Source organism: Streptomyces sp. NPDC050388, from assembly GCF_040655635.1.
In the GTDB taxonomy this organism is placed as follows: domain Bacteria; phylum Actinomycetota; class Actinomycetes; order Streptomycetales; family Streptomycetaceae; genus Streptomyces.
The window spans coordinates 1-11,846 of record NZ_JBFAKH010000055.1; the positions used below are offsets into that span (position 1 = coordinate 1).

Annotated in this window: 13 protein-coding genes, 2 pseudogenes and 1 riboswitch; of the genes and pseudogenes, 10 read left to right on the plus strand and 5 right to left on the minus strand. The window is 69.9% G+C overall.

What is annotated here, in order from left to right:
* From AB0I73_RS27255 to AB0I73_RS27265, 3 genes and pseudogenes are all read left to right on the plus strand, one after another.
* Positions 1-217, plus strand: a pseudogene (locus AB0I73_RS27255) (cytochrome ubiquinol oxidase subunit I); the annotation flags it as partial.
* The gene (locus tag AB0I73_RS27260; protein ID WP_109377924.1) at positions 214-612 is read left to right on the plus strand and encodes a cytochrome c oxidase subunit 4; all 399 of its coding nucleotides are present in this window, start codon (positions 214-216) and stop codon (positions 610-612) included. The pseudogene AB0I73_RS27255 and the gene AB0I73_RS27260, both read left to right, overlap by 4 nt.
* A 129-nt stretch (positions 613-741) precedes the next feature.
* The gene (locus tag AB0I73_RS27265) at positions 742-2,001 is read left to right on the plus strand and encodes an Ig-like domain-containing protein (RefSeq protein ID WP_363041579.1); all 1,260 of its coding nucleotides are present in this window, start codon (positions 742-744) and stop codon (positions 1,999-2,001) included.
* Positions 2,002-2,057: 56 nt separating this feature from the next.
* Here the strand turns inward: AB0I73_RS27265 and AB0I73_RS27270 are convergent, their stop codons facing one another.
* On the minus strand, positions 2,058-2,459 hold the full coding sequence (locus AB0I73_RS27270; protein ID WP_363041581.1) for a hypothetical protein: 402 nt from the start codon (positions 2,457-2,459) through the stop codon (positions 2,058-2,060).
* 200 nt (positions 2,460-2,659) lie between these two features.
* Between AB0I73_RS27270 and AB0I73_RS27275 the strand changes: the two genes are divergently transcribed.
* From AB0I73_RS27275 to AB0I73_RS27300, 6 genes are all read left to right on the plus strand, one after another.
* Positions 2,660-3,271, plus strand: a complete 612-nt coding sequence (locus AB0I73_RS27275; protein ID WP_109377921.1) for a heme-copper oxidase subunit III — start codon at positions 2,660-2,662, stop codon at positions 3,269-3,271.
* Between the two features lie 79 nt (positions 3,272-3,350).
* Positions 3,351-4,163, plus strand: a complete 813-nt coding sequence (locus AB0I73_RS27280) for a c-type cytochrome (protein ID WP_363041583.1) — start codon at positions 3,351-3,353, stop codon at positions 4,161-4,163.
* Positions 4,160-5,218, plus strand: a complete 1,059-nt coding sequence (locus AB0I73_RS27285; RefSeq protein ID WP_363041585.1) for a Rieske 2Fe-2S domain-containing protein — start codon at positions 4,160-4,162, stop codon at positions 5,216-5,218. Before AB0I73_RS27280 ends, AB0I73_RS27285 begins: the two co-directional genes overlap by 4 nt.
* A complete protein-coding gene (locus tag AB0I73_RS27290) occupies positions 5,215-6,867 on the plus strand; it encodes a cytochrome bc complex cytochrome b subunit (protein WP_363041587.1) in 1,653 nt (550 codons plus the stop codon). The genes AB0I73_RS27285 and AB0I73_RS27290 overlap by 4 nt, the downstream gene beginning before the upstream one ends.
* Before the next feature lie 149 nt (positions 6,868-7,016).
* Positions 7,017-8,081, plus strand: coding sequence for an anthranilate phosphoribosyltransferase (trpD, locus tag AB0I73_RS27295; RefSeq protein ID WP_363041589.1), 1,065 nt, complete (start codon positions 7,017-7,019; stop codon positions 8,079-8,081).
* Positions 8,082-8,213: 132 nt separating this feature from the next.
* Positions 8,214-8,330, plus strand: a riboswitch (SAM riboswitch).
* A 203-nt stretch (positions 8,331-8,533) separates the two neighbouring features.
* A complete protein-coding gene (locus AB0I73_RS27300; protein WP_363041591.1) occupies positions 8,534-10,012 on the plus strand; it encodes an aminotransferase class V-fold PLP-dependent enzyme in 1,479 nt (492 codons plus the stop codon).
* Here the strand turns inward: AB0I73_RS27300 and AB0I73_RS27305 are convergent.
* The 4 genes and pseudogenes from AB0I73_RS27305 to AB0I73_RS27320 all read right to left on the minus strand — a co-directional run.
* Positions 9,967-10,131: pseudogene (locus AB0I73_RS27305) on the minus strand (glycerate kinase); the annotation flags it as partial. The gene AB0I73_RS27300 and the pseudogene AB0I73_RS27305 overlap by 46 nt on opposite strands.
* Complete coding sequence (locus tag AB0I73_RS27310) at positions 10,083-10,262, minus strand: hypothetical protein (RefSeq protein WP_363041671.1); 180 nt, start codon at positions 10,260-10,262, stop codon at positions 10,083-10,085. The gene AB0I73_RS27310 and the pseudogene AB0I73_RS27305, both read right to left, overlap by 49 nt.
* A 170-nt stretch (positions 10,263-10,432) precedes the next feature.
* Complete coding sequence (locus AB0I73_RS27315; RefSeq protein ID WP_109377914.1) at positions 10,433-10,714, minus strand: Lrp/AsnC ligand binding domain-containing protein; 282 nt, start codon at positions 10,712-10,714, stop codon at positions 10,433-10,435.
* A complete protein-coding gene (locus tag AB0I73_RS27320; RefSeq protein ID WP_363041593.1) occupies positions 10,711-11,445 on the minus strand; it encodes a rhomboid family intramembrane serine protease in 735 nt (244 codons plus the stop codon). Before AB0I73_RS27320 ends, AB0I73_RS27315 begins: the two co-directional genes overlap by 4 nt.
* A 157-nt stretch (positions 11,446-11,602) precedes the next feature.
* Between AB0I73_RS27320 and AB0I73_RS27325 the strand changes: the two genes are divergently transcribed.
* Positions 11,603-11,842: a hypothetical protein gene (locus AB0I73_RS27325; RefSeq protein WP_109377913.1), complete on the plus strand. Its 240-nt coding sequence runs from the start codon at positions 11,603-11,605 to the stop codon at positions 11,840-11,842.
* Positions 11,843-11,846 lie beyond the last annotated feature (4 nt).

The following is an 11,846-nucleotide window of genomic DNA, read 5'->3' on the forward strand; positions in this document are numbered from 1 at the left end:
GAAGATCGAGGTCGACGACCCGTGGGGCTACGGCCGCTCCCTGGAGTGGGCCACCTCGTGCCCGCCGCCGCGGCACAACTTCCTCACCCTGCCGCGGATCCGCTCCGAATCCCCGGCCTTCGACCTCCACCACCCGGAGATCGCCGCCCTCGACCAGCTCGAGAACGCCGGTCACGGTGAGAAGGTCCTCTCCGGCGGCAAGGAGGCCGGCAAGTGAAGATCCAGGGCAAGATGTTCATGTGGCTGAGCCTCTTCCTGCTCGTCGTGGCGGTCGTCTACGGCGTGTGGTCGAAGGAGCCGGCCGGCACCACGGCCCTCTTCCTGGCCTTCGGCCTGAGCATCATGGTCGGCTTCTACCTGGGCTTCACCGCCCGGCGGGTCGACGTGGGCGCGCAGGACAACAAGGAGGCGGACGTCGCCGACGACGCCGGCGAGGTCGGGTTCTTCAGCCCGCACAGCTGGCAGCCGCTCTTCCTGGGCATCGGCGGTGCCCTCGCCTTCCTGTCCATCGCCATCGGCTGGTGGCTGATGTTCTTCGCGATGCCGGTGATCCTGGCCAGCATCTGGGGCTGGACCTTCGAGTACTACCACGGTGAGAACCGCACCCAGTAGCACATGTCGCGCGACGCAGGGCCCGGACACTCCGTCAGGAGCGTCCGGGCCCTGCGTCTGCCACGCCGAAAATCACTCGTTCGAGTCGCCCGGCGCGCCGGAGTTGACGAGGCTCCCTAGCGTGAGGTCATGAGACGTGATCTGCGCAACCGCACCGTCGTCGGCTGCACGCTGCTGGTGATCGCCCTTGGTGCGAGCGTCGCCGGTTGCTCCGCCGTCGGCGACCCGCTGTCCGCCGAGCCCTACGACGCGGCGGACCAGATCTCCTTCAACGGCCCCACCGCCGAGGGCGCGACGGCCGACCCGGACACCCCCCTGGAGGTCGTCGCCGAGGACTCCGACGGGCGCATCACCGACGTCACGGCCGTGGACACCAAGGGCCGCCACGTGGCCGGTGAACTCGCCGCCGACGGCAGCCGCTGGCACAGCACCTCCCCGCTCGTCGCCGACGCGAGCTACACGATCCGGGTGAGCACCGAGGGCGTGGACGGGGCTCCCGGCCGCAAGGTCCTCGCCCTCACCACCGGCAAGCCCGCCACCAAGAGCCTGGGCGTCGCCTTCGGCCCCGAGGCGGGCACCTACGGCGTCGGCCAGCCGCTCACCGCCGAGCTGACCGAGCCGGTCGCGGACCCCGCGCAGCGCGCCGTCGTGGAGCGCGGCCTGAAGGTGTCCTCCACGCCCCCGGTGGAGGGCTCCTGGCACTGGGTGGACGACAAGAAGCTCCACTTCCGCCCGAAGGACTACTGGCCCGAGAACGCCACCGTCCGGGTGCGCAGCACCCTGGAGGGCGTCAGGATCAACGACCGTCTCCGGGGCGGCAGGACCGAACCGCTGACGATCAGGACCGGCGAACGCGTCGTAGCCGTCACCGACGTCGCGTCGCACCGGCTGACGGTCTACAAGGGCGACAAGCAGATCAGGACGATCCCCGTCACCGCCGGCAAACCCGGGTTCGAGACGCGCAACGGCATCAAGGTGGTCCTCGGCAAGGAGCGCACCGTGCAGATGCGCAGCAGCACCATCGGCATAGCCGAGGGCTCCGCCGATTCGTACGACATGCCCGTCCACTTCGCCACCCGGGTGACCTGGAGCGGCGAGTACGTGCACGCCGCCCCCTGGTCCGTCGGCTCCCAGGGCTACGCCAACGTCAGCCACGGCTGCGTCGGCATGAGCACCGGCGAGGCCGAGTGGTTCTACAACACCGTTCGCAGGGGCGACCTGGTCACGGTCGTGAACTCGGGCGGCGCCGACATGGATCCGTTCGGCAACGGCTTCGGCGACTGGAACCTCAGCTGGACCGACTGGCGCGCGGGCAGCGCACTGACGGGCGGCGCCGCGGGAGGCCCCGCCCCGGAGGAGAAGGCGCGCCTGCGCCCGCAGCCGACCTGACCTCGAGCGCCGAGCCGCGAGCCACCGCGAGCGCCGCGCCGCTGAGGGCCGTGCGTTCAGGCGTTCAGGGCGCTCTTCTGCCGCAGCAGGGAGGCGAGGGCCGAGGCGAACTCCACCGGCTCCACCGGCAGCGTCACAGCCGCCTCCGCACGGCTCCAGGTGGCCAGCCATGCGTCCTGGGGACGGCCCATGAGCAGCAGCACCGGCGGGCACTCGAAGATCTCGTCCTTGATCTGCCGGCACACGCCCATGCCGCCCATGGGCGTGGCCTCGCCGTCCAGGACGCAGACGTCGATGCCGCCCCGGTCCAGCTCCTCGAGGACGGCCGGGACGGTCGCGCACTCCAGGAACTCCACGACGGGCGTGTCCGGGGCCGGCCGCCGGCCGGTGGCGAGCCGCACCTGCTCCCGGGTGTTGGCGTTGTCGCTGTAGACCAGCACCGTGGCGGTCGCCTGCATTGTTCCTCCACGCTTCTGAGGGGGCTCGGCATCGTCGGTACCGCGCGTGCCGATGGCGCGGATGCTACCCCTTCGGACAGCTTGTCAACACTGGTTCGGACGTCACTTCGATGGGCCATCCGGGCCCTGCGGGAGGGGCGAACACACCGAACGGCACCCCCCGGGGTGAGGGCGGGATAAGCGACCGACATAATGTCGGCGTGGCGACAGCAACGACAGTAGACACCGGGCACGCGCTCCCGTCGGTCAACCGACCGAACCTCACCAGCGTCGGAACCATCATCTGGCTGAGTTCCGAGCTGATGTTCTTCGCGGCCCTCTTCGCGATGTACTTCACCCTGCGATCGGTGACCGGACCCGACTTCTGGTCGAAGCAGGCCGACACCCTGAACTTCCCGTTCTCGGCGACGAACACCACGGTCCTGGTGCTCTCCTCACTCACCTGCCAGCTCGGCGTGTTCGCAGCCGAGCGCGGTGACGTGAAGAAGCTCCGGGCGTGGTTCATCGTCACGTTCATCATGGGCTCGGTCTTCATCGGCGGTCAGGTCCTGGAATACACCGAGTTGGTCAAGCACTACGGTCTGACCATCTCCTCCGACCCGTACGGCTCGGTCTTCTATCTGACCACCGGCTTCCACGGCCTGCACGTTCTGGGCGGCCTGTTCGCCTTCCTGCTGGTCCTCGGCCGGACCTACGCGGCTCGGAGGTTCACTCATGACCAAGCGACGGCGGCCATCGTCGTGTCCTACTACTGGCATTTCGTCGATGTCGTCTGGATCGGCCTCTTCGCCACGATCTACATGATCAAGTAGGCGGGCTCGAATCCGCGCGCTCGAAGAGCGCACCTCTCCAGAAGCATCGACGCAGAAGATCCTGACACCGGGGTAATCCGTGAAAAAGCTCTCCGCACGACGACGCCACCCGTTGGCGGCGCTCGTCGTTCTGCTCCTCGCGCTGGCATGCACCGGGGGGCTGTACGCCGTGTTCGCACCCGCGAGCAAGGCGCAGGCCGACGAAACCGCCCAGTCCCTCGCCATCGAGGAGGGCAAGAAGCTCTACGCCGTCGGCTGCGCCAGCTGCCACGGAACCGGCGGTCAGGGCAGCACCGACGGCCCCAGCCTGGTGGGCGTGGGCGCCGCGGCCGTTGACTTCCAGGTGGCCACCGGCCGCATGCCGGCCGCGACCTCGCAGAGCGCGCAGCTCCCGCGGAAGAAGGCCGTCTACAACCAGGCCGAGATCGACCAGCTGGCGGCGTACATCGCCTCCCTGGGTGCCGGTCCGGCCATTCCCACCGAGGAGCAGTACGGCCCCGAGGGCGCCGACATCGCCAAGGGCGGTGAGCTGTTCCGCAACAACTGCGCGCAGTGCCACAACTTCACCGGCAAGGGCGGTGCGCTCACGCACGGCAAGTACGCCCCGAGCCTCGACAACGTGGACCCCAAGCACATCTACGAGGCCATGCTGACCGGCCCGCAGAACATGCCCTCCTTCCCCGACGGTTCACTGTCGGAGCAGAACAAGAAGGACGTCATCGCCTACGTGAACGCGGTCAACGGCAAGGACACCGAGAGCCCCGGCGGCCTGGCGCTCGGCGGGCTCGGCCCGGTCGCCGAAGGTCTGTTCGCATGGATCTTCGGACTCGGCGGGCTGATCGTGATCGCCGCCTGGGTCGCCGCTCGGACCGCAAAGGCCAGGAAGTCATGAGTAGCCAAGAGACTCCCGACGAGAAGCTGCCCGCGGAGCAGGGCGCCGCGCACGGCGCGGTCCGCGTCGCGGACGAGAAGAACCCGTTCGCCGACCCCGGGCTGCCTCCGCACGAGCCCCGGATCCAGGACGTCGACGAGCGGGCCGCCAAGCGGTCCGAGCGTACGGTCGCCCTCCTGTTCACGGTGTCGATGCTGGCCACCGTCGCCTTCATCGCCTCGTACGTGGCGATCCCGATCGACAAGTCCGTCTTCATCTTCCCGCTCGGCCGGATCGGCGCGCTGAACTTCGCGCTCGGTACGACCCTCGGCATCGCCCTGTTCACCATCGGCGCCGGCGCGGTCCACTGGGCCCGCACGCTGATGTCGGACCAGGAGCTCACCGACGAGCGGCACCCGATCACGGCCTCGCCCGAGGTCCGCGAGAAGGTCATGGACGACTTCCGTCAGGGCGCCAAGGAGTCGGCGCTCGGACGGCGCAAGCTGATCCGCAACACGATGTTCGGCGCGCTCGCCCTGTTCCCGCTCTCCGGAGTGGTGCTGCTGCGTGACCTCGGGCCGCTGCCCGAGGACAAGCTGCGCCACACCCTGTGGTCCAGGGGCAAGCTGCTCATCAACATGAACACGAACGAGCCCATGCGGCCGTCCGACATCGCCGTGGGCTCGCTGACCTTCGCCAAGCCCGAGGGCCTGGAGGAGGACCAGCACGGGTTCATGAACGAGATCGCCAAGGCCGCCCTGATGCTCGTCCGCATCCAGCCGGACAACATCAAGGACAAGCAGTCGCTCGAGTGGTCGCACCAGGGCATCCTCGCGTACTCGAAGATCTGTACCCATGTCGGTTGCCCGATCTCCCTGTACGAGCAGCAGACGCACCATGCGCTGTGCCCCTGCCACCAGTCCACCTTCGACCTTGCCGACGGCGCCCGGGTGATCTTCGGTCCCGCCGGACACGCCCTGCCGCAGCTGCGCATCGGTGTGAACGACGAGGGCTACCTCGAAGCGCTCGGCGACTTCGACGAGCCCGTCGGTCCTGCATTCTGGGAGCGCGGATGAGTACCACGACCAGCAGCACGAACCCATCGGGCGCGGGCCGCTCCCGCGGGAAGGCGCCGGCCGGCGAACGGGTCGCCGACTGGGCGGACGGCCGGCTGGGGATCTACTCCCTGGCCAAGGCCAACATGCGCAAGATCTTCCCGGACCACTGGTCGTTCATGCTCGGTGAGGTCTGCCTCTACAGCTTCATCATCATCATCCTCACGGGTGTGTATCTGACGCTGTTCTTCCACCCGTCGATGAACGAGGTGGTGTACCACGGCAGTTACGTCCCGATGCAGGGACAGCTGATGAGTGAGGCGTACAAGTCGACGCTCGACATCAGCTTCGACATCCGTGGTGGTCTGCTGATCCGGCAGATCCACCACTGGGCGGCGATCGTCTTCCTCGCCGGCATGTTCGTGCACATGATGCGCGTGTTCTTCACCGGCGCGTTCCGCAAGCCGCGTGAGATCAACTGGGTGTTCGGCTTCCTGCTGTTCGTCCTGGGCATGTTCACCGGTTTCACCGGTTACTCGCTCCCGGACGACCTGCTCTCCGGCACCGGTGTCCGCTTCACGCAGGGCGCGATCCTGTCCGTGCCGATCGTCGGCACGTACATCTCGATGTTCCTGTTCGGCGGGGAGTTCCCGGGGACGGACTTCGTCGCCCGGTTCTACTCGATCCACATCCTGCTGCTGCCGGGCATCATGCTCGGCCTCGTGGTGGCGCACCTGATCCTGGTCTTCTACCACAAGCACACGCAGTTCGCGGGTCCCGGCAAGACCAACAAGAACGTCGTGGGCATGCCGCTCCTGCCGGTGTACATCGCCAAGGCCGGAGGCTTCTTCTTCCTGGTCTTCGGTGTGCTGGCCATCATCTCGGCGACCGTGTCGATCAACGCGATCTGGAACATCGGTCCCTACCGGCCGGACATGGTCTCCACCGGGGCTCAGCCCGACTGGTACATGGGCTTCGCCGAGGGCCTGGTCCGTGCCATGCCCGGATGGGAAGTCAACTTCTGGGGTCACACGCTGGTTCTGGGCGTCTTCATCCCGCTGGCGCTGTTCGGCGTCTTCCTCGCGATGATCGCGCTCTACCCGTTCATCGAGTCCTGGATCACCGGGGACAAGCGCGAACACCACATCCTGGACCGGCCGCGCAACGCCCCGACCCGTACGGCCTTCGGTGTCGCCTGGGTCACCGCGTACATGATCATGTTGATCGGTGGTGGCAACGACATCGTCGCCACGCACTTCAACCTCTCGATCAACGCGGTCACCTGGTTCGTCCGCATCGGGTTCTTCCTGGGACCGGTCGTCGCGTTCATCGTCACCAGGCGGATCTGCCTCGGCCTGCAGCGCCGGGACAAGGACAAGGTGCTGCACGGCCGCGAGTCGGGCATCATCAAGCGCCTGCCGCACGGTGAGTTCATCGAGGTCCACGAGCCGCTCAGCCAGGAACAGCTGCACACCCTCACGGCGCACCACCAGTACGCGCCGGTCGAGATCGGCCCGCTGGTCGACGAGAACGGCGTCGAGCGCAAGGTGAAGCCGACCGAGAGGCTGCGCGCCAAGCTCAGCAAGGAGTACTACGGCGAGGGGTCCCAGATCCCGAAGCCGACCGTCGAGGAGTACAAGGAGATCACGAGCGGCCACGGCCACCACTGATCACCTGAACCTCGTACGACATCCAAGTCGCCACACGACGGCGAAGGGCCCCCGTCCGCAGACCGGACGGGGGCCCTTCGCCGTGCTCCGGGCTGGATAAGGTGGGGGACGAACCCCCTTTACACCTGTCTACGACCCAGGAGCGGCAGATGAGCGCTGTGACCCCCGCAGGAGGCAATACCGCGGCGGACCGCTCCTGGCCCGTCCTGCTGAACGGACTGCTGGACGGACACGACCTGTCCGCCGACGACACGGCCTGGGCGATGGACCTGATCATGCGCGGTGAGGCCACCGACGCGCAGATCGCCGGGTTCGCCGTGTCCCTGCGGGCCAAGGGAGAGACGGTCGACGAGATCGTCGGCTGCGTCCGGGCGATGTACGACCACGCCATCGCGATCGAGGTGCCGGGGGAGACCGTCGACATCGTCGGCACCGGTGGCGACGGCGCCAAGACGGTGAACATCTCCACGATGTCCTCGATCGTCGTCGCGGGCACCGGGGCGAAGGTCGTCAAGCACGGGAGCCGGGCCGCCTCCTCCGCGTCCGGTGCCTCCGACGTCCTGGAGAAGCTCGGCGTCAACCTGGAGCTGACCCCGCGGCGGGTCGCCGAGGTCGCCGAGCAGGCCGGGATCACCTTCTGCTTCGCGGTGAAGTTCCATCCGGCGCTGCGCCATGTGGCCGCCGCGCGAGGACAGCTGGGCATCCGTACGGTGTTCAACTTCCTGGGCCCGCTGGCCAACCCGGCCCGGGTCCGGGCCCAGGCCGTCGGGGTCGCCGACCCGAGGATGGCGCCGATCATGGCCGGTGTGTTCGCCGACCGCGGTCACTCCTCGCTGGTGTTCCGCGGTGACGACGGCCTCGACGAGCTGACGACCACCGGCACCTCGCGGGTGTGGGTGGTCCGGGACGGCAAGGTGACCGAGGAGCACTTCGACCCGCGGGACGTCGGCATCGAGCCCGTGCCGCTGGAGGCGCTGCGCGGTGCCGACGCCTCGTACAACGCCGAGGTCGCCCGGCGGCTGCTGGACGGCGAGCGGGGCCCGGTGCGGGACGCGGTGCTGCTGAACTCGGCGGCGGCGCTGGTGGCGCTGAAGCCGGGCGCCGGAACCCTGGCGGAGCAGATCCGGGCGGGGATGGCCGAGGCCGCCGAGTCCATCGACTCGGGAGCCGCCAAGCGGGTCCTGGAGCACTGGGTGGCGGTCAGCAACGCGTGAACCGCCGCGGCGGCCGGCCCCCGTTCGGCCGCCGCCCGGCCGCATCCGACGCGACAGGGGCGCGGTCCGGAACCGTCCAGGATCCGGACCGCGCCTTGCGCGTCGCGGACCGTGTGGCAGGATCTGGGACCAGGTCATGAGCGACAGCCATCAGGCCCCGGCCGGCTGTCCGGCAACCCTCCGTCCGTGGCGGGGTGCCCCGGGTGAGGACCAGGCCGCGAGCAGCAGGGCTCGCGGCAAGCGCGGACCCCTCGCACTCGATCGAGTGGAGACACCAGGGGTCCTGGTCGTTCGAGGGAGCCTCCCGGTGAACCAGCGAATGCGCTAGGGCGTTTCTGACGGCCCCGAAGAGGCCGCAGAGCCCCGCCTCCGCACCCCTCCTTTCGCCTCTCCCACGCTCGAGCCGTGTGCGCTCGCGTGGTGATTCCGCCTGCCCCCACGGGAGTCCACCCATGTCCGTCTCCGCCGTCTCCGCCCCCGCCACTGTCCCCGCGGTCTCCGCTGTCACCCCCGCCCCCGCCGTCGCCGGCGACCGGTTCGGCGGTGCGCTGCTGCCGGTCCTGGGGCGCGACGTCGCCGTCCCGCTCGTCACCGGCGGCGAGATCGGCCACGCCGCGCTCGACTACGCCGCCAGCGCCCCCGCACTCCAGCGTGTGTGGGACGACGTGGCCGCGTACGCGCCGTACTACGGCAGCGTCCACCGGGGCGCGGGACATCTCTCCCGACTCTCCACCGACCTTTTCGAGAGCGCCCGCCGGACCGTCGCCGAGTTCCTCGACTGCCGCATCGAGGACAGCCCGGGCGAAGCCCGGTCCGGCAAGGGCGGTGGTGGGCGACGGGAGGGCGACCAGGTGGTCTTCACCCGGTCCACCACCGACTCGCTCAATCTGCTCGCCGCCGCCCTCCCGGACGACTGCCGGGTCTTCGTCTTCGAGACCGAGCACCACGCCTCGCTGCTGCCCTGGCGCGGCGGTTCCCGCGTCACCCTCCTCGACGCCCCGGACAGTCCGGAGCAGGCGGTGCGGTCCCTGGAGCACGCCCTCGCCGACCGTGAGCCCCACGGCCCGGCCCTGGTCTGCGTCACCGGTGCCTCCAACGTCACCGGCGAGCTGTGGCCCGTACGGGAGCTGGCCGCCGCCGCCCACGCGCACGGCGCCCGGATCGTCCTGGACGCCGCCCAGCTCGCCCCGCACCGCGCGGTGAGCGTGCGTGACCTGGACGTCGACTGGGTGGCCTTCTCCGGGCACAAGCTGTACGCGCCGTTCGGCTCCGGTGTCCTGGCCGGCCGCGCCGACTGGCTGCGCCAGGCCGAGCCCTACCTCGCGGGCGGCGGCGCCAGCCGCACCGTCACCCGGCGCGAGGACGGTGCGCTGGACGTCCGGTGGCACGACGGCGCGGCCCGGCACGAGGCGGGCTCGCCCAACGTCATCGGAGCCCACGCCATCGCCTCGGCCTGCGAGGCGCTCCGTGAGGCCGGGTTCGACGCGCTGGCCGCCCGCGAGGAGCGGCTGATCCGCACGGTGCGGGCCGGGCTCGCGGACGTGCCCGAGGTGCGGTTCCTGTCCCTGTTCGGGGACGACGCGCCGCGCGTCGGAGTGCTCTCCTTCGTCGTCGACGGCTGGAACAGCTCCCACTTCGCCGCGGCCCTGTCCGCCGAGTACGGCATCGGCGTACGGGACGGGCTGTTCTGCGCCCACCCGCTGCTGCGCGCCCTGCTCGGCGGTGACCCGCGGACCCCGGGCGAGTGCGGTGCGCCCGAGGCGGCGTCCGGCGAGAGGCCCCTCGACGCGATCCGCGTCAGCTTCGGCGCGGGGACACCGGACGAACACGTGGAGCGCTTCGTCCGCGCCGTCAGGGAGCTCGTGCGGGACGGCGCCCGGTGGAGCTACCGCACGGTCGCCGGCCGTTGCGTACCGGACACGTCCGCCTGAGCCGGGCCGCCCGGGACGGCGGGCCGGAGCCCGGCGGAGGCGGGACCGGGCAGACGGGTGCCCAGGACGATCATGCGCAGGGCGCGTTCCGTGGCGTCGGTGAGGAGTTCGGCGCCGCGACCGGGCTCACCCCGACGCCCACGGAGGCCGCGACCACCAGCGGCACCAGGGCCGAGGAACGGGCGGAACGGGACTGCAGGACCGGATGGGCCGCCGTACTGACCACGACGACCACGGCCAGTAACAGCATCGGGGCCAGGGCACTGGGATCCGCCCGGGCGGCGGGTCCCAGCCCCCGTGCTCTGCTCCGCAGGAACTCCGTTTCCTCCCCCTGGCTGAAGCCGGTGGCATCCACGAAGGAACCCGGATGGAGAACTCTTCATCTCCGACGCATCCGGCCGCCCGACCGCGGTGGCCGCCTCAGCTGTCCAGACCGATCGCGAACGCGGCCTCCAGGTCGTGCTGCGAGTACGCGCGGAACGCCACGTGCGTGTCGGTCCCCTCCACGCCCGGGATCTTGCTGATCCGGCCCGGGATGACCTCCGCCAGGTCCTCGTGCTGCCTGACCCGCACGATGGCGATCAGGTCGTAGGTGCCGGTGACGGAGAAGACCTCGCTGACGCTGTCCAGCGCGGCGATCTGCTCCGCGATCTCGGGGATCCGGTCCACGCTGGTCTTGATGAGGACGATCGCGGTGATCACGGCTGGTTCTCTCCCTCGGGGGCCGGAGCTGGGGCGGCTCTCACTGTAGTCGCCCCTTGGAAACGCGCCCACGCGCAGCAGAAGCCCAGCCCGAAGCCCACCAGGTGCGCCAGGTACGCCACCCCGGGACCGTCGGAGGCGGGCACCGCCGCCAGACACTGCGACACCGCCCAGAACGGCAGCACGACCCACGCCGGGAAGCGCACCGGCAGGAAGAACAGGAACGGCAGCAGACTGGTCACCCGCGCCCGGGGGAACAGGAGGAGAAACGCGCCGAGGACCGCCGAGATGGCTCCCGAGGCCCCCACCACGGGCTGCTCGGAGTCCATGTGGACGGCGGCGTACCCGAGCAGGGCCAGGTAGCCGCAGCCGACGTAGAACAGGAGGAACTGCAGGCGGCCCATCCGTGCCTCGGCCATCGTCCCGAAGACATGGAGGAAGAGCATGTTGCCGAGCAGATGCACCCAGCCGCCGTGGACGAACAGGGCCGTGGCGGGGGCGAGGGCGGCGCCGGGGTGGCCTTCGAACAGTTCTGCGGGGATCACGCCCCAGCGGCGGAAGTAGCTCCGCTGCGCGGCCGGCAGCTCCTCCCCGGACCCGTACGCCGGATCGAGCCCCGAGGCCGGCCCCATGAGGAAGACCGCGCAGCACAGGACGATGAGGGTGTGGGTCACCGGTGCCGACGGGCGCCTCAGCGCTCTGGCGGCCGACGCCCCCCAGTCACGGATCATGAACACAGAGCATGACGTAAGGGGACGCAACCGCACAGACCGCCTCGCCGCCGTGGACGGGCGGGCGGCGAGGACCCGCCAGGCCGTAGGGTTACGTGCCACACGTGCCGGGGTGCCCGGCACGTCACGGACACTGGAAGAAAGGCGAAGAGCCACGATGACGGTCCCCCAGCCGACTGCCTCGACACGGTGGCGCTGCACCCTCTGCGGCAACCTCACCCGGTTCGACGTGACCCGCTCGTCCAAGGTCGTCGAGTACGTCCACCTCGACCTGGCGGGGGAGCCGAAGGTCGAGGAGCGCGAGGTCCTCGGTGAGACGATCGAGTCGGTGCGGTGCCGCTGGTGCAACGCCGTGGACCAGGTGGAACTCGTCGACAGGCCGGGTGCCGGCTCCTGAGCGG